The organism is Amycolatopsis sp. cg13 (genome assembly GCF_041346965.1).
Lineage (GTDB): Bacteria > Actinomycetota > Actinomycetes > Mycobacteriales > Pseudonocardiaceae > Amycolatopsis.
The window spans coordinates 8395110-8420495 of sequence record NZ_CP166848.1 but is presented as its reverse complement, the minus strand read 5'-3'; the positions used below and the strand labels follow the sequence as shown (position 1 = coordinate 8420495).

Annotated in this window: 22 protein-coding genes; 15 read left to right on the top strand and 7 right to left on the bottom strand. The window is 68.9% G+C overall.

The window, feature by feature from the left end; all coding sequences use genetic code 11:
- Positions 1-106 precede the first annotated feature (106 nt).
- Genes AB5I40_RS39455 through AB5I40_RS39440 form a run of 4 tightly spaced genes read left to right on the top strand, consistent with a single transcriptional unit; the run spans position 107 to position 4426 of the window.
- Positions 107-1459, top strand: a complete 1353-nt coding sequence (locus AB5I40_RS39455) for a nucleobase:cation symporter-2 family protein (RefSeq protein ID WP_370935245.1) — start codon at positions 107-109, stop codon at positions 1457-1459.
- A gap of 9 nt (positions 1460-1468) precedes the next feature.
- Positions 1469-2074, top strand: coding sequence for a UbiX family flavin prenyltransferase (locus AB5I40_RS39450; RefSeq protein ID WP_370935244.1), 606 nt, complete (start codon positions 1469-1471; stop codon positions 2072-2074).
- On the top strand, positions 2071-3432 hold the full coding sequence (locus AB5I40_RS39445) for a UbiD family decarboxylase (RefSeq protein ID WP_370935243.1): 1362 nt from the start codon (positions 2071-2073) through the stop codon (positions 3430-3432). Before AB5I40_RS39450 ends, AB5I40_RS39445 begins: the two co-directional genes overlap by 4 nt.
- Positions 3433-3445: 13 nt before the next feature.
- Positions 3446-4426, top strand: a complete 981-nt coding sequence (locus AB5I40_RS39440) for a GTP-binding protein (RefSeq protein ID WP_370935242.1) — start codon at positions 3446-3448, stop codon at positions 4424-4426.
- Between the two features lies 1 nt (position 4427).
- On the opposite strand, the gene AB5I40_RS39435 is transcribed toward AB5I40_RS39440, so the two are convergent.
- On the bottom strand, positions 4428-4826 hold the full coding sequence (locus AB5I40_RS39435; protein WP_370935241.1) for a RidA family protein: 399 nt from the start codon (positions 4824-4826) through the stop codon (positions 4428-4430).
- A 62-nt stretch (positions 4827-4888) separates the two neighbouring features.
- Between AB5I40_RS39435 and mtnA the strand changes: the two genes are divergently transcribed.
- Complete coding sequence (gene mtnA / locus AB5I40_RS39430) at positions 4889-5854, top strand: S-methyl-5-thioribose-1-phosphate isomerase (RefSeq protein ID WP_370935240.1); 966 nt, start codon at positions 4889-4891, stop codon at positions 5852-5854.
- Positions 5855-5941: 87 nt separating this feature from the next.
- On the opposite strand, the gene AB5I40_RS39425 is transcribed toward mtnA, so the two are convergent.
- Together AB5I40_RS39425 and AB5I40_RS39420 are read right to left on the bottom strand one after the other, a co-directional pair.
- Positions 5942-6157, bottom strand: a complete 216-nt coding sequence (locus AB5I40_RS39425; protein WP_370935239.1) for a ferredoxin — start codon at positions 6155-6157, stop codon at positions 5942-5944.
- 2 nt (positions 6158-6159) lie between these two features.
- Positions 6160-7350, bottom strand: a complete 1191-nt coding sequence (locus AB5I40_RS39420; protein ID WP_370935238.1) for a cytochrome P450 — start codon at positions 7348-7350, stop codon at positions 6160-6162.
- A 123-nt stretch (positions 7351-7473) separates the two neighbouring features.
- Here AB5I40_RS39420 and AB5I40_RS39415 point away from each other — a divergent pair, with 123 nt between their 5' ends.
- A complete protein-coding gene (locus AB5I40_RS39415) occupies positions 7474-8184 on the top strand; it encodes a class I SAM-dependent methyltransferase (protein WP_370935237.1) in 711 nt (236 codons plus the stop codon).
- A gap of 59 nt (positions 8185-8243) precedes the next feature.
- Positions 8244-8996 carry a maleylpyruvate isomerase family mycothiol-dependent enzyme gene (locus AB5I40_RS39410; protein ID WP_370935236.1) on the top strand — a complete coding sequence of 251 codons (753 nt, stop codon included), beginning with the start codon at positions 8244-8246 and terminating at the stop codon, positions 8994-8996.
- Between the two features lie 89 nt (positions 8997-9085).
- Here the strand turns inward: AB5I40_RS39410 and AB5I40_RS39405 are convergent, their stop codons facing one another.
- Both AB5I40_RS39405 and AB5I40_RS39400 read right to left on the bottom strand, forming a co-directional pair.
- On the bottom strand, positions 9086-9484 hold the full coding sequence (locus AB5I40_RS39405) for a hypothetical protein (RefSeq protein WP_370935235.1): 399 nt from the start codon (positions 9482-9484) through the stop codon (positions 9086-9088).
- The gene (locus tag AB5I40_RS39400) at positions 9481-9993 is read right to left on the bottom strand and encodes a MarR family winged helix-turn-helix transcriptional regulator (RefSeq protein ID WP_370935234.1); all 513 of its coding nucleotides are present in this window, start codon (positions 9991-9993) and stop codon (positions 9481-9483) included. The genes AB5I40_RS39405 and AB5I40_RS39400 overlap by 4 nt, the downstream gene beginning before the upstream one ends.
- An 85-nt stretch (positions 9994-10078) precedes the next feature.
- On the opposite strand from AB5I40_RS39400, the gene AB5I40_RS39395 reads away from it, so the two are divergent.
- The 6 genes from AB5I40_RS39395 (at position 10079) to AB5I40_RS39370 (ending at position 16311) form a co-directional block, all read left to right on the top strand.
- A complete protein-coding gene (locus AB5I40_RS39395) occupies positions 10079-11515 on the top strand; it encodes an FAD-dependent monooxygenase (RefSeq protein ID WP_370935233.1) in 1437 nt (478 codons plus the stop codon).
- Positions 11516-12934 (top strand): MFS transporter, encoded by a 1419-nt coding sequence (locus AB5I40_RS39390; protein WP_370935232.1) that lies wholly within the window; start codon positions 11516-11518, stop codon positions 12932-12934. It abuts the gene before it with no gap.
- A gap of 127 nt (positions 12935-13061) precedes the next feature.
- Positions 13062-14270, top strand: coding sequence for a cytochrome P450 (locus AB5I40_RS39385; RefSeq protein ID WP_370935231.1), 1209 nt, complete (start codon positions 13062-13064; stop codon positions 14268-14270).
- Positions 14271-14343: 73 nt separating this feature from the next.
- Positions 14344-14910, top strand: coding sequence for a TetR family transcriptional regulator (locus AB5I40_RS39380; protein WP_354747787.1), 567 nt, complete (start codon positions 14344-14346; stop codon positions 14908-14910).
- 97 nt (positions 14911-15007) lie between these two features.
- Positions 15008-15925, top strand: coding sequence for an aminoglycoside phosphotransferase family protein (locus AB5I40_RS39375; RefSeq protein ID WP_370935230.1), 918 nt, complete (start codon positions 15008-15010; stop codon positions 15923-15925).
- Between the two features lie 131 nt (positions 15926-16056).
- Complete coding sequence (locus AB5I40_RS39370) at positions 16057-16311, top strand: hypothetical protein (protein WP_354747791.1); 255 nt, start codon at positions 16057-16059, stop codon at positions 16309-16311.
- Positions 16312-16333: 22 nt separating this feature from the next.
- Here the strand turns inward: AB5I40_RS39370 and AB5I40_RS39365 are convergent, their stop codons facing one another.
- Entirely contained in the window at positions 16334-16960 is a 627-nt protein-coding gene (locus AB5I40_RS39365; protein ID WP_370935229.1) for a YigZ family protein, read from the bottom strand.
- A gap of 561 nt (positions 16961-17521) precedes the next feature.
- Between AB5I40_RS39365 and gltB the strand changes: the two genes are divergently transcribed.
- Both gltB and AB5I40_RS39355 read left to right on the top strand, forming a co-directional pair.
- Positions 17522-22054 carry a glutamate synthase large subunit gene (gene gltB, locus AB5I40_RS39360; RefSeq protein ID WP_370935228.1) on the top strand — a complete coding sequence of 1511 codons (4533 nt, stop codon included), beginning with the start codon at positions 17522-17524 and terminating at the stop codon, positions 22052-22054.
- On the top strand, positions 22047-23498 hold the full coding sequence (locus AB5I40_RS39355) for a glutamate synthase subunit beta (RefSeq protein ID WP_370935227.1): 1452 nt from the start codon (positions 22047-22049) through the stop codon (positions 23496-23498). Before gltB ends, AB5I40_RS39355 begins: the two co-directional genes overlap by 8 nt.
- Before the next feature lie 237 nt (positions 23499-23735).
- Here the strand turns inward: AB5I40_RS39355 and AB5I40_RS39350 are convergent, their stop codons facing one another.
- Positions 23736-25382, bottom strand: a complete 1647-nt coding sequence (locus tag AB5I40_RS39350; RefSeq protein ID WP_370935226.1) for an amidohydrolase — start codon at positions 25380-25382, stop codon at positions 23736-23738.
- Positions 25383-25386 lie beyond the last annotated feature (4 nt).

Sequence of the window (25386 nt, the reverse complement as noted above, 5' to 3'; positions counted from 1 at the left end):
CCGGGGGTCATCGACGCCGGCTGCCCGTCCGGCTCCGGCGACGACCCACGATCCGCCCGGCCCGGCCGCTTTCCCGGCCCCGCCGGCCCAACGAGGTGAGGGAATCATGGCCAGTCCCGTGTCCCCCGTGGACGAACGTCCCCGATTCGGCCCGCTGGTGCTGCTGGGTTTGCAGCACGTGCTCGTGATGTACGCCGGTGTCGTCGTGGTGCCGATCGTGGTCGGCGCCGGGCTGGGGCTTCCCCAGTCGCAGATCGCCGACCTGGTCAGCGTCGACCTGGTGCTCGCCGGGATCGGCACCATGCTGCAGGCGTTCGGCGTCTGGAAGTTCGGCATCCGGATGCCGCTCGTGGTCGGCGCGGCGTCCAACGGAATCGTCCCGATGGTGCTGATCGGCAGCACGCAGGGGCTGTCCACAGTGTACGGCTCGCTGCTCGTGGTCGGCGTGCTCTGGGTGCTGATCGCGCCGTTGTTCAGCAAACTGCTCAAGCTGTTCCCGGAAGTCGTCACCGGCACCGTCATCACGTTGATCGGATTGACGCTGATTCCGGTCGGGCTGAAACTCATCGCCGGTTCCAATCCGTCCGCGCACAACTACGGTGCGCCGGCGAATCTCGCGCTCGCCGGGTTCACGCTCGCCTTGATCGCGGTGTTCTACCGGGTGTTCCGCGGTCTGCTCGGCCAGCTCGCGATGCTGATCGCGCTCACTGTCGGCGCGATCGTCGGCTGGCTGACCGGGCTGGGCAGCCTCGCCGGAGTCGCCGACGGTCCCGTTTTCGGGCTTCTGCGACCGATGCATTACGGAGCGTTGCATTTCGACATTCCGTCGATTCTGCTGTTCCTGGTGATCGTTTTCGTGCTGATGGTCGAGGCGTCCGGGCAGGGGCTCGCGGTCGGCCAGGTGGTCGGCAAGAAGGTCGGACCGCGCGACATCGCCAATCTGCTCCGGGTGGACGGGCTGCTCACCGCGCTCAGCGGCGTGTTCAACGGCTTCGCCTACACCACCTTCGGCCAGAACATCGGGCTCGTCGCGCTGACGAAGGTGCGCAGCCGGTATCCGGTCGCGGTCGGCGGCATGATCCTGGTGGTTTTCGGGGTGGTGCAACCGATCGGCCGGGTGATCGCGGCGATCCCGCAACCGGTGATCGGCGCGGCCGCCGTCGCCACCTTCGCGGCGCTGACCGTGTCCGGCATTCAACTGCTGTCCCGAGTGGACTTCAACAAGACCGGCAACCTCGTGATCGTCATGCTGTCGCTCGGCGTCGGATTGATCCCGGCCGGTGCGCCGGACTTCTACAAACAGTTCCCGTTCGCAGCACAGGTTTTCCTGAAGAGCGGCGTCGCCACCGGTACGGTCCTGGCAGTGCTGCTGAACCTGCTTTTCTTCGCCCGGCGCACATGGCAGCCGGAAGAACCGACTGTGCACCGAGAAGCCGCCGCAAAGCTTTCCCAGTCCTGAAAGGACGTCATGGGCACCGAACCGCAGCGGCCCCGGCTGATCGTCGGCATCACCGGGGCCAGCGGCCCGCACCTTGCCATCCACCTGCTGACCGCGCTGCGCAAGCTCGGCACGGTGGAAACGCATCTGGTCATGTCCCGGGCCGCGCACCGCACCATCGAACTGGAAACCGGAATGCCGCCCGCCGAGGTGGCCGACCTGGCCGACGTCCGCCACGCACGCGGGGACATCGCCGCGTCGATCGCGTCCGGTTCCTTTCGCACTATGGGCATGGTCGTCGTGCCGTGCTCGATGAAGACCGTCGCCGGAATCGCGCACGGCTACAGCGACGACCTGCTCGTCCGTGCCGCCGACGTCACGCTGAAAGAACGCCGTCCGCTCGTGCTCGTCGCCAGGGAAACCCCGTTGAGCCTCGTGCATCTGCGCAATCTCGTGGCGGTGACCGAGGCTGGCGCGACCGTGCTGCCGCCGGTTCCCGCCTTCTACCACCAGCCCGAGTCCATTGAGGACATTCTCGCCCACCTGACCGGCAAGGTGCTCGACCAGTTCGGCATCGAGAACAAACTGTTCGCGCGCTGGCAGGGTCCGCCCGCCTCGCAAGGAGTTTCGCGGTGAACCACCGGCAAGATCCCCATGCTTTCGTTGACCAGTACCGGCACGAGTTTCCCGACGACGTGCTCGTCCTCGACGATCCCGTCCCGGCCGACGAGGGCGTCACCGGGGTGATTTACGAACTCGCCGCGGCCGGGCGGCACGAGATGGTGCTGTTCCGGAAGGTGACCGGGCTCGACGTGCCGGTGGTCAGCAACCTGTTCGCCTCACGGGAGCGCATCGCCCGCATGCTCGAAACCGGACCGTCCGGTTTGCACAGTGCCTACCAGCAGCGGGCCCTTCGCGCTGTGCCGCCGAAGGTGGTCGACAGCGGGCCTGTGCTGGACGACGTGACGACCGAGGTCGACTTGGCGACCATCCCGATGCTGCGACACTTCGCCAGCGACCGCTCCCCTTACGTCACCAGCGGAATCATCGTCGCGGAGGATCCGGACACCGGCGTCGGCAACCTCAGCTACCACCGCGCGATGCCGCATTCCCGTACCGAATTGGCGACCAGCCTCCATTCCCGGGGTGACCTGTGGCGGATGCTGCAGAAATACGCCGAACGCGGGGAGCCGATGCCGGTCGCGATGGTGCTCGGCGGGCATCCGCTGTTCATGCTCGCCGCGTCCGCGCGAGTCGGCTACGACGTGGACGAACGCGCGGTAGCTGGCGGATTGCTGGGCGACCCCTTGGAGGTCGTGCGCACCCCGCAGCACGGCATCGGTGTTCCGGCTTGGTCGGACTTCGTGCTGGAGGGCACGATCGACGCCTCCGAGCACGCGGACGAAGGCCCGTTCGGCGAATTCTCCGGCTATTCCTCGAATCGCTCGACCAACAACGTGCTCCGCGTGCAAACGATCATGCGCCGCTCCGACGCCATGCTCATCGACGTCGTCGGCGGCAACACCGACGAACACCTGAATCTCGCCCGCGTGCCACGCGAATCAGAAATGGCGGAGAAACTCAAGGCGCGCTTCCCGGACGTCACGGCGGTCCATTACCCGACATCCGGCACGCATTTCCACTGCTATGTCGCACTACGCCAGCGACGACCTGGGCAAGCCCGTCAGGTAATGCTCGGCCTGCTCGGCTGGGACCCGTACGTGAAGACGGTGATCGCCGTGGACGAGGACGTCGACATCACCAACGACAGCGAAGTCTTGTGGGCGTTGGCCACGCATTTCCAGCCACACCAAGACTTGTTCACTGTGGACGGTCTGCCCGGCTCGCCGCTCGACCCGTCCTCGGGTTCCGACGGCACGACGTCCCGGATGGGCCTGGACGCCACCCGCGGCCCGCACTTCGACGGCAACCGCATCGTCGTTTCCGAAGAAGCACGTCAGTACGCTCGCCGGATTCTCGGCGGGAACGTTTAAGGAGGGAATCATCATGGCCAAAATCCCGGTGACCGTTCTGACCGGCTTTCTCGGCTCCGGCAAAACCACGCTCGTCAACCACATCCTCACCGCGAACCACGGCCACCGGATCGCGGTGATCGAGAACGAGTTCGGCGAAATCCCGATCGACAACGCGCTCGTGCTCGGCGGCGACGAGAAAATCATCGAAATGAGCAACGGCTGCTGCCTGTGCTGCACCGCGCGTACCGACCTGATCGAAATCCTGCAGTCGCTGCTGCGCCGGCGCGAACGGTTCGACCGGATTCTCATCGAGACCAGCGGCATGGCCGACCCGAACCCGGTCGCGCAGACATTCTTCGTGGACGACGAGGTGTCGTCGGCCTTCGCACTGGACGCGATCGTCACGCTCGTCGACGCGCGGCACGTCGGCAGCCATCTCGAGGAGGGCCAACACGACGGCGTCGGCGGCCAGGTGAGCAACCAGATCGCGTTCGCCGACCGGATCGTGCTCAACAAGATCGACCTGGTCACCGAGCCGGAAATCCAGGAACTGCGCACGCAGCTGCGCTCGGTCAACGCGACCGCGGACATCCTCACGTCCAGCTACGGCAGCGTCGATCTGGACGACATCCTCGGCATCAACGCCTTCGACCTGAACCGCACCGTCGCCGCCGACCCCGGCTGGCTGGACGACGAGTCCCACCACCACGACCCGACGCTGGAATCCGTCTCGATCGAACTCGACTACCCCTTGGACCGCGCCGCGTTCGAACAGTGGCTCACCGCGCTGTTGTCCGAACGCGGCGACGACCTGTACCGATTCAAGGGAATCCTGGCCTTCGACCGCCGCACGGTGCTGCAAGGCGTCCATCGGATCTACGAACTGACCGATGCGGGCGAATGGGGTGCGGAGCCGCCGGTCAGCAAGCTCGTCCTGATCGGGCGGAACCTCGACCGCGCGGAGCTGACCGACACGGTGTCTCGCTGCAGCCTGGCCGCGGTTGGCCGGTGACTCACGCGAGCGCCGCGGTCACGTCCAACTCGACGAGCTGGCCCCGGTAGCCCAGGCACGCCACCCCGACCAGCGTGCTCGCGGTGGTGAACGCCGCCGCGATCGGAGATTTCACGAACCGCTCCCAGACGGCGGCGAGGGTCGGCTGGTCGGAGGTCGCCACGTAGATCACCGTCCGCACCACGTCCTCGGGAGTCGCTCCGGCGTGCGCCAGCGCGACCTCGGTGTTCGCGACGACCTGGTCCACCTGCGCGAGGACGTCGCCGGGAACGACCTGGCCGTCGGGCGTCAGCGGGCACTGACCGGCGAGGTGCAGGGTGCGGCGCGCGTCGACGGTGGTCACGTGGTGATAGCCGGGAGTCGGATGCAGGGAGGGCGGGTTCTGCCGTTCAATGGTCACGAGGCGGATCGTCGCTCACGCACGCGGCTGGCCGCCACGGGATTTCCGGAGCGGGAGGACGCATGCGCAGGACCATCGACTGGGCCGACGGGGCGATCGTGATCGTGGACCAGGTCGCACTTCCCGGCGAATACCGCACGCTTACTCTGCGCACGGTGACCGAACTGGTCGACGCGATCCAGCGGCTGGCTGTCCGCGGAGCACCGGCGCTGGGAGCGGCTGGCGCATTGGGAGTCGCACTGGCGGCTTACCAAGGCGGGGATGTACGGGCGGAAGCGGACCGGATCGCGCATGCCCGGCCGACAGCGGTCAACCTGGCCTGGGGCGTTTCCCGGGCGCTGGCACAGTTGCCGAATGGGGCCGACGCGGTGCTGACCGAGGCGCGGGCGATGCTCGATGAAGACGAGCAGCGCAACCGCACCGCGTCGGCGCACGCGGCGGAAGTGGTGCTGGATGCGTGCCCACGCAGGCCGTTGCGGTTTCTCAGCCACTGCAACACCGGCCACCTGGCGACCGTCTCGTGGGGCACGGCGCTCGGCGTCGTCTGGCACCTGCACGAGCGGGGCCTGGTGGAATCGGTGCTGGTCGACGAGACCCGGCCGTTGCTGCAGGGATCCCGGCTCACCGCTTGGGAACTCGAACAGGCCGGGGTGCCGTATCGCGTGCAGCCGGACGGCGCGGCAGCCGCGGCGATGGCGCGCGGTCTCGTGGACTGTGTGCTCGTCGGCGCGGACCGGATCGCGGCGAACGGCGACGTGGCCAACAAAATCGGCACCTACAGCCTGGCCATCGTCGCCGCGCACCACGGAGTTCCGTTCGTGGTCGTCGCCCCAACGTCCACTGTGGACAAAACCATCGCTGCCGGTGCCGACATCGCCATCGAGGAACGCGCGGCCGCGGAACTGACGAAGTTCGGCGGAGCCACGATCGCCCCGGAGGGATCAGCGGTGTTCAACCCGGCCTTCGACGTCACTCCCGCGGCGCTCATCACCGCGGTGGTCACCGAGGACGGTGTGTTCGGCTCGTGAGCCTGGTGCGGCGGAGGGTCGTGAGGGGAACCCTGAGGGAATCTGATTCCCTCAGGGTTCCCCTCACGTACCGACCGCAGTCCGAAGCTAGGGGCGCGGGCCGACGACCTCGGCGCCGTCCCGCACGGTGATCGCCATGGCCGGACAAGAATCCGCCGCATCCAGCACCGTTTCGTCCGGTCCGACAGTCCCGGAGACGGCACGCGCGGTGGCCCCGTCCAGCTCGAACACCTCCGGCATCAGCGACGCGCACATCCCGCTCCCGATGCACACGCCCCCGTCGACCTCGACCGTCCAGCTCATCGTCACCATCCCACCGGCATCGACCGCGGCCCGCGGACCAGCATCTGCGTCTTCCACTCAATATCCCCGGCCAGCCGCAGCCCCGGCAACTCCCGGGTCAGCGCCCGCAGCGCCTCCTGCAGTTCCAGCCGCGCGAGCGGGGCGCCAAGGCAATGGTGCACCCCGTGCCCGAACCCGAGATGGTGGTTGTCCCCGCGATCCAGAACGAGCTGATCCGCGGTCCCGAACTGCAGCCGGTCGCGGTTGGCCGCACCGATCGCCACCAGCACCGGTTCCCCTTGGCGCACCAGGACATCGCCGACCTCGACGTCCTCCGTCGCGTACCGGGCGAACCCGGCTCCAGCCCCGAGCGGCACGAAGCGAAGCAACTCCTCCACCGCCGTCGGGATGAGCGACGGGTCGGCGCACAACCGCTCCCAGTGCTCATGCTGATCCAGCAGCGCGTACACGAAGTTAGGAATCTGGCTGGCGGTCGTTTCGTGCCCGGCGACCAGAATCCCGACGCACAGATCGACCAATTCCAGCTCGGTAAGCCGATCCCGGACATCCCGCGCCTCGATGAGCGCGGTCATCAGATCGTCCTGCGGCCGCGCGCGATGCTCGGCGATCAGACCGGCCATGTACGCCCGCAGTTCCTCCCGGCTGCGCTCCGACTCCTCCGGCGTAAGCCGCGTGGTCGACAACGCCGCGTCGCTCCACTCCCGGAACTGCGGCCGATCCCCCACAGGAACCCCGAGCAACTCGCAAATCACCGCGACCGGAATCGGCAACGCATACAGATCAACGAGATCAGCCGGTTGCCCGTGCTCCCGCAGCTCCGCGATCAACTCGTCAGCCAGCCGCGCGACCCTCGGGCGCAATTCCTCGACGCGCCGCGCCGTGAACGCCTTCGCAACGAGCGTCCGCAACCGCGTGTGATCCGGCGGGTCCATCGACAGGATGCCGCCCGGACGCCGGTACTCCGACATCCGCGGCTCGTCGCTGTCCTGCGCCAGCGCCCGGGAGAACCGCCGGTCGCCGAGCACCAGGCGGGCGTCGGCGTAGCGGGTCGCGAGCCAGGCGGCCTCGCCGTGCGGCATCTGGACGCGAATCATCCCGGCGTTCTCGCGAGCGGCGGTGTAGGCCTCGTTGAGCGCGAGGCCCGCCTCCTCGTTGAACGGATAGGCGAGCGGTTCGGTGTGCGTGGTGGTCATGCCAACGACTCCCCGGATCCCTTTGTAAGCAGGTGCTTACATGCCTACACCCGGGATCGGCCGCGCGTCAATCCGCCAGGAGCTTCCAGAAAACCCCGGGACACCCGCCCTAGGCTCGATCCAATGACCTCCGCATGGACGAACGAAGCCGCCATCCAGCAGTGGGACGCCGGCAGCAGCCGGGAATCGATGGAAGCGACCGCCGCCAACGGCGACTTCTCCAAAGAGCATCTGGTCAACCCCGTCCTCCTCCGGCTTCTCGGCGACGTGCGCGGCCGGCGGGTGCTGGACGCGGGCTGCGGCAACGGGTACTTCAGCCGGATGCTCGCCGAGCGCGGCGCCAGCGTGACCGGGGTCGAACCGGCCGGGAGCCTGATTTCGTTCGCCCGGGAGAAGTCCGCGGCGGATATTTCTTACCTGCAGGCGGATCTCGCGCACCTGCCCGAGCTGGAGCCGTTCGACGCTGTCGTCTGCAGCATGGTGCTGATGGCGATTCCCGACTGGAAGCCCGCGATGCGCGCCTGCGTCGAGGCGCTGCGGCCGGGCGGGCTGTACGTGTTCGCGATCGTCCATCCGGCGTTCGAGGAGTTGTTCGGCACCTGGCGGGAGCATGGCGAGTACCGCCGGAAGGAGTATCTGGCGGAGTACGAGATCGCCGGGCGCGACGCGTCCGACTTCCACCGGCCGCTTTCCGCGTACCTCAACGAGGTGGCCGCGCTCGGCTGCCGGGTGCGCGAGGTCGTCGAGCCGGGGCTCGACCCGGCGCACGGGATCGAGGCTTACGTGCGCATGCCGAACTTCCTGATCGTCGCGGCGGAAACCGGCTGCCCGTAAGGCCAATAACCGGTTCCCGAACGTCCCGGCGACGGCTGCGATTTGGATAGCGTGGTCGCATGCTGGACTACGGCCTGGATTTGTCCGAGATAGCCCGCGAAGTCGCATTGCCGGACTTGCTCGCGGAAGGCGACGACCTCGACGCGGTGGTGTCCGCGGAACCGGACTGGTCGAGACCGACCCCAGCCGCGGGGTGGACGATCGGGCACCAGATCGCGCACCTCGCGGCGGCCGACGCGAACGTCGTCCTCGCCATCCGGACGCCGGAGAAGTTCGCGGACGTGCTGGCGGAAGACGCCGACACCGTCGCGGCCGAGGGAGCGGCGCGGCCGCGTTCGGAGCTGCTGGACCGCTGGCGCGCCGGACGGGCCGAAGCGGCGGCCGCGCTCGGCGAGATCCCGATGGACCAGGCGTTTCCGTGGTACGGCTCGGAGTCCACCGCGACGCTCGGAGTGGCGCTTCGGCTGATGGAAACGTGGGCGCACGGGCAGGACATCTTCGACACCGTGGGCCTGGAACACCGTCCGACGGACCGGCTCAAGCACATCGCCGCGCTGGGCTTCGCCGGGCGCGGGCTTTCGTTCTACGCCGCCCAGCTGCCGCTGCCGACCGAGCCGATCCGGGTCGAGCTGACCGGTCCCGACGGCACTGTCTGGGGCTGGGGCCCGGACGACGCCGCGCAACGAATCCGAGGCAGCGCACGGGATTTCTTCCTTCGCATCACTCAGCGGCGCGCCCTGGACGAAACCGGTCTGGCCGCGATCGGCGACGATGCGAAGGCGTGGCTGGAGAACGCCCGGGTCTTCCTCTAACGACGCCTGGGCCGCAGCAGCGCGACACCCACCGTCAACGCGCTCGTCGACGCCACGAAAGCATGGCTCGAGAACACCCGAGCCTCCTCCTAACGACGCCTAGGCCGCAACAACGCAACACCCAAGGTCAACGCACTAGTCGACGCCACGTGAATCGCCAGCGCCTTGCGGTTCGGTGCCCACACCCCGGTCGTCGGACCGCCGGACCACATCGCCGCCACGAAACCGCCTGCGGCGCAAGCCATTGCCCGCCACAGCGCCGGCGAGCGATCCCGTCCGGCGGCCAACCCGGTGCCCACCGCACCGAAAGCGCCCGCGGTGATCAGTGCTTCGCGCGCCATGTGGTACTGCACGTGACCTTCGCCGTGCTGAACCTCCGGTGCGCGGTAGCTCGGATCGGTGATGTGCGTGACCGTCTGCCACACCGACGGCGCGGCGGCGGCCAGGCCCGCGACAATAGCTGCCGCGCCTAGGGTTTCCCGCTTCATTGCTCGTCCTTTCCCTTGAGGTGGTGCGAAACCCGCCGCAGCGCGTCGTTCACCACGTCGATGGTTTCCGGGTCGAGAGCGCGCGCGATTTCGCGTTCGATCTCGGTCTTGAGCTCGAACGACGCGAGCGCCTGCCGTTTGCCCTCCTCGGTGAGGGTCACGAGCACCGAGCGCCGGTCGCCGGGGTCCTTGTCGCGGCGGACCCAGCCGCGGGCTTCGAGCCGGGTGATCCGGTGCGTGACCGAACCCGAGGTCAGCTCGACCGCGGCCATGACCTGCCCTGGCGTCAGCCGGTGCCCGGGCGCGCGCTTGAGCGCGGCGAGCATTTCCAGCTCCCACAACTCGATCCCGTGCGCGGACAGTTCGCGGCGCATCGCCACTTCCAGCTGGTGCGCGACCCGCCGCAGCCGGTAGGACAGCGACTTCGCGCCCAGCACGCTCTCGTCGCCGCCGCCGCGCCGGACGGCGTCCACCAGGTCGTCGACCGCGTCGCGCGGCGTTGTGTTCACCGGCACGGACCTTTCTCTCGACATCAAGACAGTGAGAGAATACCTTGACGTCAAGACAGTTCGCCAGTCGAACCAAGGGGGAACCATGGACATCGAAGTCGCGGTGATCGGAGCCGGACCCGTCGGGATGGCGGCGGCCGCGTTCCTGCATCACGCGGGAGTCGCGGTGCGGGTCTTCGAGGCGACTCCGGAACCCGCAGGGCAATCGAGGGCGACGACCGTCCATCCGCGCACGCTCGAAGTCCTCGACGCGCTGCCGGACGAGGCGGGTTCGCTCGCCGCGCGCATGGTCGCCGAGGGAAATCCGGTGCCCGCCGCGCATTTCGCGACCCTGCCGAACCTGCTGAGCTACACCGGTCTCGACACTTCGTTCCCGTTCGTGCTGATGCTCCCGCAGCCGGAAACCGAGCGACTGCTGGCCGAACATCTGGCCGAGCGGGGCGTCGTGATCGAGCCAGGGTGGAAACTCGCCGGCCTGACGCAGGACGAGGAAGGCGTCACCATCGTCTCGGCAACCGGCGACACCCAGCGCGCCGGTTACGTCGTGGGCGCGGACGGCGCGCACAGCGCGACCCGGCACGCGCTCGGCGTCGGCTTTCCCGGAAATCCCGCGTCCACCATGGGTTTCCTCGCCGACGTGCGCCTGGAACGCCCGCCGGCACACCCGCACAACTGGGACTACGAGCGCGGCTCGTACAGCGTGCTTCCGCTGCCCGGCGGCATTCACCGCATCTTCGGCCACGAACCCGGCGACACCCGCCTCACGCCGGAGGAAGCCGCGCGCCGCCAAGCCCTGATTCCCGACGAGACCGAACTGCGCGCGACGCTCAAACGGCTCGCCGACGACGATTTCGGCATCACCGAGGTGCTCTGGGCCTCGCGGACCGGCGACACCACGCGCCACGTCGAGCAGTATCGGGTCGGCCGGGTGTTCCTCGCGGGCGACGCGGCGCACGTACACCTTCCGGCGGGCGGTCAAGGCCTCAACGTCGGTGTGCAGGACGCGGCGAACCTCGCGTGGAAGCTCGCCGCGGAGGTGAAGGGCCGCGCGCCGCAGCGCATCATCGACGGCCCGCAGTCCTACGACGCCGAACGCCGCCCCATCGCAGCCCGGCTCGCGGCGAACACCCTCGCTCAGGCCGCGCTCATGGTCAATTTCACGCCCGGCGGAAAAGCGTTGCGCGACTTGATGTCCGACCTCATCGGCCGCGACGGCGACACCGCGGACGAACTGCGCGGCTGGCTGTCCGGGCTGGAGGTTTCCTATGCCGAAGACGGCAGCCTCGTCGGCCGTCGCGTACCGAATCTTCCGCTCGCCGACGGCCGCACCCTCCACCGCGCGTTGCGGCCGGACCGGTTGACTCTCGTGGCGTTCGGCAGCACGGTCGCGGAGGGCGAGAACGTCGTGCGCTCAACCCGGGACTGGCACGACTTGGCCGCCGTGCTCGTGCGCCCGGACGGTTACGCCGCCGAAGTGTGGACAGCGGACGAAAAGATCACCACTGACTGGATGGAGCGCTGAATGGGCGTCGACACCGCACGCGGACGCTTCGGCATTCTCGCGATCCTGTGCTCCAGCATTCTTGTCGTCGCGATGGACAACACCATCGTCAACGTCGCGCTCCCGGTCATCCGCACCGATCTGGACGCGTCGATCAACGGTCTGCAATGGACAATCGACTCCTACACGCTCGTGATCGCCTGCTTCCTCATGCTCGGCGGTGCCACCGGAGACCGGTTGGGGCGCAAGCGAACCTTCCTGGCCGGATTGGTCCTTTTCGGACTCGGCTCGCTGCTGTGCAGCGTCGCGCCGTCGATCGGCTGGCTGGTCGCCGCGCGGATCGTGCAGGCGCTCGGCGGCGCGATGCTGAACCCGGTCGCGATGTCGATCATCACGAACGTCTTCGCCGACCCGGGCGAGCGCGCGCGGGCGATCGGGGTGTGGGGATCGATCGTCGGAATCTCGCTGGGCGTCGGCCCGGTGCTCGGCGGCGTGCTGACCGAGAGCATCGGCTGGCGGGCGATCTTCTGGGTCAACGTCCCCGTGGTCGTCGCCGCGATCGCGTTGACCATGCGCTACGTGCCGGAATCGCGGGCTCCACGGCCGCGCCGGCCGGATCCGGTGGGACAGGTGCTGGTCGTGGTGCTGCTCGGTTCGGTGGTGACCGCCGCGATCGAAGGCCAACGGCTCGGCTGGGGTTCGCCGCTGATCCTCAGTCTTGCTGGGCTCGGCGTGCTCGCCTTGCTCGCACTGATCCGCTGGGAAATCCGCCGCCGGGAACCGCTGGTCGAACTGCGGTTCTTCCGGAGCGCGCCGTTCTCGTCGGCCACGATCAGCGCGGTGTGCGGGCTCGCGGCATTCGGCACGTTCCTGTTCCTGTCGCCGCTGTACCTGCAGGACGTGCGCGGGCTGTCGGCGCTGCAATCCGGCCTGATGCTGCTGCCGACCGCCGTGGCCGTCACGATCGCCGCGCCGCTGGCCGGGCGTCTCGTCGCCACTCGCGGCGCGAGGATTCCACTGCTGACCGCTGGGATCTCAATGACCGTCGTTGCCATCGTGCTCACCACCGCGTCGGAGACCACGCCGTTGTGGGTGCTCGCGCTCGCGTACGGCGTGTTCGGGATGGGCTTCGGCCTGCTGAACCCGCCCATCACCAACGCGGCGGTGAGCGGCATGCCGCGGTCTCAAGCCGGGGTCGCCGCCGCGGTCGCGTCCACTTCGCGGCAGGTCGGGCAGACCCTCGGCGTCGCCGTCGCGGGCACGATTCTCGCCGCCGCGGCCACCCCGCTGGCCGGTTACTCCACCGCCTGGTGGGCCGTCGCGGGCGGGACGACGCTCATCATCGCGCTCGCCGTCCTCGCCACCACCGCCTGGGCACGTGCTGGGGCCGAACGGGTAGCCCGCCGTTTCGCCGACGAGCCGATCACCGAACCAGTCTAATCGCGATGGGGTGAATCGGGCAGAGCTGTGGTCCTTCCGTCGCCTATCCCGGTCGATCGCCCCGCGACGGTGCGGGCGTCTCCAGAGTGGAAGATGCCCGCACCGTCGGAGGAAAGGCGCCATCCGCATGCCCACCCCGCCCGAGACCCCGGCACTCCCGACCACCCGAACCACCGGATGTCCGTTCGACCCGCCCGCCGAATACGCCTCGTTGCGGGAGACCGCGCCGGTGTCGCGGATCCGCTGCCCGGCCGGGTTCGACACCTGGCTCGTCACCCGCTACGACGACGTCCGCGCCGTCCTCGCCGACCCGGCGCTCAGCTCGCGCGGAGCCTCGTCGGTGCACGTCAAAGCCGAACAGGACCCGTACGCCGAGGTCGACCCCGGTTCGATCATCCAGCTCGACGGCGCGGAGCATTCCCGGCTGCGCAAGACGGTCGTCGCCGAGTTCACCGTCCGGCGGGTGGAGAAGCTGCGCGAGTACGTCCGCGAGCAGGTCGAGCAGCACCTCGACGCCATGCTCGCCAAGCCGGGCCGCGCCGACCTGGTGCGGGACTTCGCGCTGCCGATCCCCTCGCTGGCGATCTGCGAACTGCTCGGCGTCCCGTACGCCGACCGCGAGCTGTTCCAGCGTCAGAGCAGCGTGCTGGTCAGCACCGATCAAGACACCGAAACCACCGAGCAGGCGTACCACGAACTGGCCGGCTACCTGGGGAAACTGTTCGCCAGCAAGCAGCAGGACCCCCACGACGACCTGTTCAGCAAGCTCATCGTCCGGGCCGAGGCCTCCGGGGAGCCGCTCGACCTGGACGAGCTCATCATGCTCGGGCTCAGCCTCCTGGTCGCCGGACACGAAACCACCGCCAACATGATCGCGCTCAGCGCCCTCGTGCTGATGGAACACCCGGACCAGCGCGCGCGGGCCCTCGCCGATCCGCAGCGGGCGGTCGAAGAACTGCTGCGGTACCTGTCGGTCGTGCAGTTCGGCGTGCTGCGGTACGCCACCGAAGAGGTCAAGGTCGGCGGCCAGACGGTGGCCGAGGGTGATTGGCTGATCGCCGCACTGAACTCCGCCAATCGCGACGAGGACCGCTATCCGCACGCCGACCAGCTGGACTTCACCCGCGAATCGCCGCGCACGCACGTCGCCTTCGGGCTCGGCGCGCATCAGTGCGTCGGCCAGCAGCTCGCCCGGGTCGAGATGCAGGAGGCGCTGACCGCGTTGTTCCGCCGCGTGCCGGACCTGCGGCTGGCGGTGCCGAAGGAATCTTTGGCGTACAAGCACAACGCGCTCGTCTACGGCCCCGAGGAGCTGCCGGTCGCCTGGCCCGCGTAGTTCGTCCGGCCGATCCGCGGCCGTCCGGGTTAACCTCGTCGCGCATCACCGGCGCACACCAGGGGGAAACCGAATGGCCGCGGACCAGCCTTCGCGCAAACGCGACGCGACGGCGACGAAAGCCGCGCTGCTCGACGCCGCGGCCGAGCTGTTCGCCGACCGCGGCTTCGACCGCACCACGGTGCGCGACATCGCGAACCGCGCGGGCGTCAACCAGGCGCTGCTGTTCCGGTACTTCGGCAGCAAGGACGCGTTGTTCGAGCACGTGATGGCGCGCGGCGGCCTAGCCCAGGTCGAGACGACCCCGCCGGAGCGGCTGTTCTCCGCGGCCCTGCGGAGCCTCCTCGAACGCGACGACACGGCGTCGCGCTCCATCGAGACCTACCTGCGGTCGTCCGGCACCGATCGCGCCGACGAGGCCCTCCGCGCGCAGCTCGACGCCGAGTACACCCGCGCGCTCTCCGGGCTCACCGACGAGCCGGACGCCGAGCTCCGCGCCGACCTCGCGATGGCCTGGCTGCTCGGCATCGGGCTGGTCCGCTCGATCACCCGCAAGGAGCCGCTCGCCACCGCGCCCGCCGACGAGATCGAACGGCTCATCGGACCCGCCGTGCGCACCCTGCTCGAACGCAGCAAGTAATTCGCTGGCTGGCACCCCGGGCGAGGTACGTGAGGGGAACCCGCCCGCGGCAAGTAATTCGCTGCGGCGGCGGAAGACACGCCGATAGCGTCGGCGCATGTTCCCCTCCGCCACCGAGCCCGACCAGCTGACCCGCGAAAGCCTGCTGCCCGCGGTGCGAGACCTTCTCCGCTCGCTGGGCGAACCCGGCGAGCCCGTGCCGTTCGACGACGGTTCGCTGCCGGTGTACGCGGTCGGCGACCAGCTCGTCCTGAAGCTCTATCCGCCGGTCTATCTCGACGAGCTGACCACCGAGCGCACCATGCTGGAGGTCCTGCACGGCAAGCTCCCCGTCCCGACTCCGGGCGTCGTGCACGCCGGAACGCGCGACGGCTGGGGTTACGTCGTGATGGAACGGCTTCCCGGGCGCACGCTCAAGCAGGTCTGGCCGGAACTGTCCACAGCGGACAAACTCGCGCTCGCCCCGAAGATCGGCGAGGCGCTGTCCACCTTGCACTCGGTGCGCGACCCGGCGTTGTCCGTGCTCGCTCCCCAGGACTGGACCGCGTTCCTTGCCGGGCAACGCGCAAAGCTGGTCGACCACCACCGCGAGACCGCGTTGGCCGAACACTGGCTTGCCCAGCTGCCGGAGTTCGTCGACTCGGTGGACCTGGGAACGCCGGAAACCGTTCCGGTGCACACCGAGGTCATGCGCGATCATCTGATGGTCACCCGCGAAGGGGATAACTGGCGGCTGTCCGGCCTGTTCGATTTCGAACCGGCGATGCGCGGCGCGCCGGAATACGAGTTCGGCGCGGTCGGCTTGTTCGTTTCCGGCGGCGATCGGGCAGTTTTGCGGAGTCTTCTGCTCGCTTACGGTTACCGTCCGGCCGACCTCGGCGCGGAGTTTTCCCGCCGCTGCCTCGCGTACGCGCTTCTGCACGTCTACAGCGACTTCCGCTGGTACCTCGACGTGCTCCCGGCTCCGGAAAAACCTACTTTCGTATCCCTTGCCGACGCATGGTGGGGCGTATGAGGGGTACCCCGAGACTACCCCGCGACATACCCCCGTAAAAAGGAGTGAAATACGCGACAACCCGGCATTCGCGACGGACACTGGAACCGTTCCCGGGGTACACAGGGGCCGGGACAGAAGGAGGAACCGCCGTGACTGCCGAGTTGAACCATCGGGAGCGGGCAACCCTGCGTGCCGTCGCCGGAGGGCACGCGGAAATCAGCTGCAGCTGCGAACCGGACCTGTTCGTGGACGGACTGAGCTGCTGCGACCAGGGCACGGTCCGCGACCTCGTCCGCAAAGGGCTGATCGCGCCCGCCGAGGACGGAGCGTGCGGCGCGCGGGTACGCGCGGTGCTCACCGAGGCCGGGGCGCGCGCGTTGGACGGAAAGCCCGTCGCAGCTTGATCTTCCGGAGCCCGGTGCGCGGCTACCCGCGCACCCACTCCTCCCCCAGTTCGGCCGCGACCGCCTCGCCGCCGGTGAGGTCGGCCAGCCAGCTGCTGAATCGTTCTTCCTCGCCGGGCGACAACCCGACCGCGAAGTGCGCCGCCGCCTCGAACCGCGTCTCGTGCAGCACGTACGGCGAAGCGCGGAGATCGTTCTCGAAGCGGCCCGCGCGGGTGTAGTCCATCGTTACGTCGAACAGCCGCAATCGCCGGTACTCCACCAGACCTACCGCGTCGAGCGCTTCCGACACCGCCTGTCCGTAGGCTCGGATCAAGCCGCCCGCGCCGAGCAGCACTCCACCGAAATGCCGCGACACCACCGCGACCGTGTCGGTGACTTCGCGGCGGCGCAACACCTCCAGCATCGGGACGCCAGCGGTCCCGGCGGGCTCGCCGTCGTCGCTCGAACGCTGGGTGCGGCCGTCCGGACCGAGGACGAACGCGTGACAGTGATGCCGGGCCGCGGGTTCGGCGCGCCGGCGGGCCGAAATGACCTCCCGCGCGGCCGCCTCGTCGCCGGCCGGAGCGAGCGCGCACAGGAACCGTGAACGCCGTATTTCAATCTCGTGCAGCCCCGCCGCCGCCACGGACAGATAACGATCAGTCATCGGCGCTCCCCCTCATGACCACCAGTCAACCAGCATCAGACGCGGGGTTGACACCGGGCGGGCAGACAGGTTTGCGCAGGTCAGCGCCCTGGCTGACCGCGTGTCGGGAGAGACGGCCCGACATATGGGAGTACCCCGGAGGGCGTCAACGTATGCGTGGCTTATCCCACGAGAGCGCGATGACGTATGTCGATCACAGCGAATTCACACTATCGTCATAAGACCCGGCGAACCCGGGAGTCACCACCACGCGCCCCGGCTGGCCCCCACCACACAGGCTGACCGACCCCGGCGCGTGCGCCTGTACAGCGACGTGCAGAACTTTTTTCCGCCGCCCATCGCCGTGCGGTGACAAACCATCCGGCACCCGGCCCGGTCGTCGACCGGCCGCGGTCAGCCACGCATCGCGACGCAGTGCCGCGCCTCGCGAGTGCGGAGGCACCGGACGGTTTCCCTTCTCGACTGACCATCGCGGTTTCGGACCACTTCGTTAACCGGTTCAGTGATGAACCCTCCTTCGGAGTGAAAGAACCGCGCCAACGCCTTGGGAGGCGGCCAGCCGTGACCCACCGTTCGAGCACCCCGGCCACTGACGGCCTCTACGACCCCGCTTACGAGCACGATGCCTGCGGGGTGGCGTTCGTCGCGGACCTGACCGGTCGCCGAGACCATCAGATCGTGGCGAAAGCCCTTGTCGCGTTGAAGAATCTGGAACATCGCGGCGCCCGCGGGGCCGAACCGGACACCGGGGACGGCGCGGGACTGCTGATCCAGGTTCCCGACGCGTTCTACCGCGAGGTCGCCGGGTTCGAGCTGCCTCCGGAAGGCAGCTACGCCGTGGGCACGGCGTTCCTTCCGCAGGACGAAAAGCGCCGCGGCCGCGCCATGACCACCATCGAGCGGATCGCCGCCGAGGAGGACATGCGCGTGGTGGGCTGGCGCGAGCTGCCGGTCGACACCGCGCACTGCGGCCCGACCGCCGCGCAGACCATGCCGCACTTCACCCAGCTGTTCCTGGCCGGGCGCAAGAACAATCTCGACGGCCTCGCGCTCGAGCGCGCCGCCTTCTGCGTGCGCAAGCGCGTCGAGCACGAACTGGTCGAGGACGACGTGTACTTCCCGTCGCTCTCCTCGCGCACGATCGTCTACAAGGGAATGCTGACCGAGCCGCAGGTCGAGAAGTTCTTCCTCGACCTCGCCGACGAGCGCGTGACGAGCGCCATCGGGCTGGTGCACTCCCGCTTCTCCACCAACACTTTCCCGTCGTGGCCGCTCGCGCACCCGTACCGCTACGTGGCGCACAACGGCGAGATCAACACGCTCAAGGGCAACCGCAACTGGATGGACGCCCGCGAGGCGCTGCTGGAGACCGACCTGATCCCGGGCGACCTCAAGCGGATCTACCCGGTCATCACGCGCGGCGCGAGCGACTCGGCGTCCTTCGACGAGGTGCTGGAGCTGCTGCACCTCGGCGGGCGGTCGCTGCCGCATTCGGTGCTGATGATGATCCCGGAGGCCTGGGAGAACCATCAGGAAATGGACCCCGCGCGCCGCGCCTTCTACGAGTTCCACTCCACGCTCATGGAGCCGTGGGACGGGCCGGCGCTGGTGGCGTTCACCGACGGCGCGCAGATCGGCGCGGTGCTGGACCGCAACGGCCTGCGTCCGGGCCGCTACTGGGTCACCGACGACGGTCTCGTGGTGCTCGCCAGCGAGGTCGGCGTGCTCGAACTCGACCAGGCGAAGATCGTCCGGAAAGGACGGTTGGAGCCGGGCCGGATGTTCCTGGTCGACACCGTCGCCGGGCGCATCGTCGAGGACGAGGAGATCAAGGGCCAGCTCGCTTCCGAGCACCCGTACGACGAATGGGTCGACGCCGGGCTGCTCCGCCTGGAGGAACTGCCCGAGCGCGACCGCGAGGTCCCGCTGCACGCCGCGCTCGTCCGGCGGCAGCAGGCGTTCGGCTACACCGAGGAAGAGCTGGAAACCATCCTCGAGCCGATGGCCCGCACCGGAGCGGAGCCGATCGGGTCGATGGGCAACGATTCGCCGCTCGCGTCCCTTTCATCCGGTTCGCGCCCGTTGTTCGACTACTTCATCCAGCTGTTCGCCCAGGTGACCAACCCGCCGCTGGACGCGATCCGCGAGGAGCTGGTGACCGCGCTCGGCACGCAGATCGGCGCGGAGCCGAACCTGCTGGCCGCGGACTCGTCCTCGTGCCGCCGGATCGTGCTGCCGTTCCCGGTGCTGGACAACGACCAGCTCGCGAAACTGGTGCACGTCAACGACGACGGCGACCTGCCCGAGTTCCAGGCGGTCACCGTCATGGGCCGGTACAAGGTGAACGGCGGCGGGGACGCGCTGCTGCAGCGGCTCGACGAGATCCGCGCCGAGGTGTCCGAGGCGATCGAGGACGGCGCGCGGCTGATCGTGCTGTCCGACCGCGGGGTCGACGCCGACCACGCGCCGATTCCCTCGCTGCTGCTCACCGGCGCGGTGCACCACCACCTGGTGCGGGAGAAGACGCGCACGCAGGTCGGCCTCATCGTCGAGGCGGGCGACGCGCGCGAGGTGCACCACATCGCGCTGCTGGTCGGGTACGGCGTGGCCGCGGTGAACCCGTACCTGGCGATGGCGACGGTCGAGGAGATGGCGCACCGGGGCCTCATCCCGGGCGTGACTCCCAAGCAGGCCACCACGAACCTGATCAAGGCGCTCGGCAAGGGCGTCCGCAAGACCATGTCGAAGATGGGCGTTTCGACGGTGGCCTCCTACACCGGCGCGCAGATCTTCGAGGCGGTCGGCCTCGGCGCCGAAGTGATCGACACCTGTTTCACCGGAACCACTTCGCGGCTCGGCGGCGTCGGCTTCGACACCCTCGCCGAGGAGGTCTCGCAGCGGCACGTGCGGGCGTTCCCGGCCGACGGCGTCCGGGCGAGCCACCGCGAGCTGGAAACCGGCGCGGACTACCAGTGGCGGCGCGAAGGCGAGCCGCACCTGTTCAACCCGCAGACGGTGTTCAAGCTGCAGCACTCCACGCGGTCCGGGAAGTACGAGGTCTTCAAGGAGTACACGAAGGCGGTCAACGACCAGGCCGAGAAGCTGCTGACGCTGCGCGGGCTGTTCGACTTCAAGTTCGGCGACCGGAAGCCGGTGCCGATCGAAGAGGTCGAGCCGGTTTCGGAGATCGTGAAGCGGTTCGCCACCGGGGCTATCTCGTACGGCTCGATCTCGATGGAAATGCACCAGACGCTGGCGATCGCGATGAACCGCCTCGGCGGCAAGTCGAACACCGGCGAGGGCGGCGAAGACCCGGAGCGGCTGTACGACCCGGAGCGGCGCAGCGCGGTCAAGCAGGTCGCGAGCGGCCGGTTCGGCGTCACCAGCGAGTACCTGGTGAACTCCGACGACATCCAGATCAAGATGGCCCAAGGCGCGAAGCCCGGCGAGGGCGGGCAGCTGCCCGGCGGCAAGGTGTACCCGTGGATCGCGAAGACGCGGCACTCCACGCCGGGCGTCGGGCTGATTTCCCCGCCGCCGCACCACGACATCTACTCGATTGAGGACCTGGCGCAGCTGATCCACGACCTCAAGAACGCCAACCCGGACGCGCGCATCCACGTGAAGCTCGTGTCCGAGGTCGGCGTCGGCACGGTCGCCGCGGGCGTGTCCAAGGCGCACGCGGACGTCGTGCTGATCTCCGGCCACGACGGCGGGACCGGCGCGTCGCCGCTGTCCTCGATCAAGCACGCGGGCGGACCGTGGGAGCTGGGCCTGGCCGAAACGCAGCAGACGCTGCTGGCCAACCGGCTGCGCGACCGGATCGTGGTGCAGACCGACGGCCAGCTCAAGACCGGCCGCGACGTCATGATCGCGATGCTGCTCGGCGCCGAGGAGTTCGGTTTCGCGACCGCCCCGCTGGTGGTGTCGGGCTGCATCATGATGCGCGTGTGCCACCTCGACACCTGTCCGGTCGGCGTCGCGACGCAGAACCCGAAGCTGCGCGAGAAGTTCAGCGGCAAGGCGGAGTACGTGGTGAACTTCTTCGAGTTCATCGCCCAGGAGGTCCGGGAGTACCTGGCGGAGCTGGGATTCCGGTCGGTCGAGGAGGCCGTGGGCCACGCCGAGCTGCTCGACAAGCGCAAGGCGGTGGACCACTGGAAGGCCGCCGGGCTCGACCTGTCGCCGATCTTCCACGTGCCCGAGCTGCCGCCGCGCGCGGTGCGGCACCAGACCGTGAAGCAGGACCACGGGCTGGACAAGGCGCTCGACAACACGCTGATCCAGCTCGCCGAGGGCGCGCTGGCGGCGGGCGACAAGGTGCGGCTGGAACTGCCGGTGCGCAACGTGAACCGCACCGTCGGCACCATGCTCGGTTCGGAGCTGACGAAGAAGTGGGGCGGCGAAGGGCTTCCCGACGACACCATCGACGTCACCTTCACCGGCACCGCGGGCCAGTCGTTCGGCGCGTTCGTGCCGAAGGGCATCACGCTGCGGCTCTACGGCGACGGCAACGACTACGTCGGCAAGGGTCTCTCCGGCGGGCGGATCGTCGTGCGGCCGCCGAAGGAATCGCCGATCGTCGCGGAGAACCACATCATCGCGGGCAACGTGATCGCGTACGGGGCCACGAGCGGCGAGATCTTCATCCGCGGCCAGGTGGGCGAACGGTTCTGCGTGCGCAACTCCGGCGCGCTGGCGGTCGTCGAGGGCGTGGGCGACCACGGCGGCGAGTACATGACCGGCGGCCGGATGGTCGTGCTGGGCAACGTCGGCCGCAACTTCGCGGCGGGCATGTCCGGCGGCGTCGCGTACGTGCTGGACCTGCCGGCGCACCGGGTCAACCCGGAGATGGTCGACATCGACCCGCTCGACACCGCGGACGTCGACTTCCTGCGCGAAACCATCGAAAAGCATTACAACGAAACCGAATCCGCCGTCGCGCGGGCATTGCTGGCGGACTGGGACAGTGCGGTCGACCGGTTCGGCAAGGTCATGCCCAAGGACTACAAGCGCGTTCTCGCCGCCCAGGTTGCTGCGGAACGCGACGGCCGGGACGTGAACGAGGCGATCATGGAGGCCGCACATGGCTGACCCCAAGGGCTTTCTGACCACCACGCGCGAGGAACCGAAGCGGCGTCCGGTGGACCTGCGGCTGATGGACTGGCGCGAGGTCTACGAGGACTTCGCGACGACCAAGCTGGAAAAGCAGGCCGGGCGCTGCATGGACTGCGGCATCCCGTTCTGTCACCAGGGCTGTCCGCTCGGGAACCTGATCCCGGAGTGGAACACGCTGGTGTGGCGGGAGGACTGGCAGCAGGCTGCGGAACGGCTGCACGCCACGAACAACTTCCCGGAGTTCACCGGCACGCTGTGCCCGGCGCCGTGCGAAACCGCGTGCGTGCTCGGCATCAACGACGACCCGGTGTCCATCAAGCGGGTCGAGATCTCGATCATCGACCGGGCCTTCGAGGAAGGCTGGGTCACGCCGCAGGTGCCGGTCACGAAGACCGGCAAGAAGGTCGCCGTGGTCGGGTCCGGTCCGTCCGGGCTGGCCGCGGCGCAGCAGCTGACGCGCGCGGGCCACACCGTCGTGGTCTACGAGCGGGCGGACAAGATCGGCGGGCTGCTGCGGTACGGGATTCCCGAGTTCAAGATGGAGAAGTTCCGTCTTGACCGCCGCCTCGACCAGATGCGGGCCGAGGGCACGGAATTCCGGACGTCGGTGAACGTCGGCGTGGACGTCACCGTCGAGCAGCTCAAGTCGGACCACGACGCCGTGGTGCTGGCCGGCGGCGCGACGGCGTGGCGCGACCTGCCGATCGAGGGCCGTTCGGCCGAGGGCATCTACCAGGCGATGGAGTTCCTGCCGCCGGCCAACCGGGTCGCGGCGGGCGAACTCGAGGAGTCGCCGTATTCGGCCAAGGGCCTCGACGTCGTGGTCATCGGCGGCGGCGACACCGGCGCGGACTGCGTGGGCACGTCGCACCGGCAGGGCGCGAAGTCGGTGACCCAGCTGGAGATCATGCCGAAGCCGCCGGAGTCGCGTTCGGACGCGCACCCGTGGCCGACGTACCCGATGATCTACCGCGTCACCTCCGCGCACGAGGAGGGCGGCGAGCGGCTGTACTCGGTCAACACGCAGGAGTTCCTGTCCGATTCCGACGGTCGCGTGCGCGCGCTGAAGCTGGTGGAGGTGCGCAACGAGGGCGGCAAGTTCGTCCCGGTCGAGGGCACCGAGACCGAACTGCCCGCGCAGCTGGTGCTGCTGGCGATGGGCTTCCTCGGCCCGCAGCGCGAGGGCCTGCTGACCGACCTGGGCGTGGACCTCGACCAGCGCGGCAACGTCGTGCGGGACAAGAACTTCCAGACCACTGTGGACAATGTGTTCGTGGCGGGCGACATGGGCCGCGGACAGTCGCTGATCGTGTGGGCGATCGCGGAAGGCCGCTCGTGCGCGGCCGGCGTGGACGCCTTCCTCACCGGCCGGGGCGTGCTCCCGGCCCCGATCGCGCCGACGGACCGGCCGATCTCCTGATGGCTCGGAGCAGGCGCGTCAACGTCGCCGCGCCTGCTCCGTTCAGTCTCGGGGCCAAGCGCGTCACTGTCGCCGCGTTTCGCTCCGTTCAGTTTCGGGACGGGCGCGTCACTGCCGCCGCGCCGGTCCCGGCTGCCGGGCGGGTGTGACAACGGCGTCGCACCCGCCCTTCTTACGTAGACGTCCGTGAGGGGAACCCTGAGGGAATCTGATTCCCTCAGGGTTCCCCTCACGGACTTATTTCGCGGCTCCGGCGTTGTAAGCGACCTCGCCACCCACCACAGTCGCGCCAACGCTGATCTCCCCGATTCGTTCCGGCGCAACGGTAAGCAAGTCATCGCTCAACACCGTGAAGTCCGCCAGCTTCGCCCGGCTCAACGTGCCCTTGACGGCTTCCTCATGCACCGCATAAGCCGAACCGACCGTGTACGCACGCAGCGCCTCCAACGGAGTCACCGCCTCCTCCGGCGCGATCGGCTGCCCCGACGCGGTCCGGCGGTTGACCATGTCGTGAATGCTCAGCAACGGCGACGCCGCGACCACCGGCGCGTCCGTGCTCCCCGGCAAGACCACTCCGGCGTCGAGGAAGCTCCGCATCCGATACGCCAGCCGACTCCGTTCCGGACCGAGGGCGGCGAGTAGCCCGTCGCCGATCTCGGACAGGAATCGCCCCTGCGGCACGGGAATCACGCCCAGCTGAGCGATCCGAGCCACCGCGGCATCGTCGGCGACCGCGCAGTGTTCGATGCGGTGCCGGACATCCTTGCGCGGGTACTTCTGCTGTGCCTCCTCATACGCGTCGAGCACGGCTCCGAGAGCCGCGTCGCCGATCGCGTGCGTGGCGATTTGCCAGTGGCACCGGTGTGCTTCGAGGATGTAGCGGCGCAGTTCGTCCGGTTCGAACAGCATCAGCCCCTGGTTGCCGGGGGTGTCCTCGTACTCGCAGCACATCGCGGCGGAGCGGCCGATCAGCGAACCGTCGGAAAGGATCTTGACCGGGCCGATGCGCAGCCGGTCGTCGCCGACTCCGGTGCGCACGCCGAGGTCCAGCCCGAACCACTCGCCGCCTGGCTCGAACGGGCCGCAGTCGCGCAGGGCGGTGATGTAGGGCATCACCGTCATCCGCACGCCCAGCTGGCCGCGTTCGCGGGTGCGCTGGAAGGAATCGAGGTCGGCACGACCGTGGCCGATGCCGTCGACGGTGCCGATGCCGGGTTCGGTGACGCTGGTCAGGCCGTCGGCGAGGGCGGCGTACGCACCGGCGGAGATGTTGGCGATGACCTCTTCAGTCGCTTCGGGACGCAGCAGGCGGTCGACGAGGACGGTCGCGCGTTCCTGAAGCAATCCGGTGGCCCGGCCGTCTTCGTCGCGCACCACCGTGCCGCCGGGAACGTCTGGAACACCCAGGCGGCCCGGGTATCCGGCCAGGGCAAAGGCTTCGGTGCTCGCCACGGCCATGTGCCGCGACGTGTGCGTGAGCCAGACCGGGCGTCCTCCGGCCGCGCGGTGCAGGGCTTCGGCGGTGGGGTGCGCGCCGATCTTGTTCTGGTCGTAGCCAGCGCCGGTGACCCAGGCGTCGGCGGGCAGGCTCGCGGCCCGCTCTTCGACGGCTCGGTAGAGCGCGTCGAGCGTCGGGGCGGCCTCAGCGGAGACGTCCAATTCGCGGATTCGCTTGCCGCGCATGCTCAAGTGGTGGTGCGCGTCGTTGAGGCCAGGCACGACCGGTGCGCCGCCGAGATCGACCACCACGTCCGCGGAGAGGCCGCGGACCTCGTCGTCGAATCCGGCGATCCGGCCGCCGATCACACCCAGCGCGGTCGCTTGCGGACGGTCTCCGTCCAGCGTGGCGAAGCGTCCATTGTGGAACAAAGCATCGAGACGCACGTGG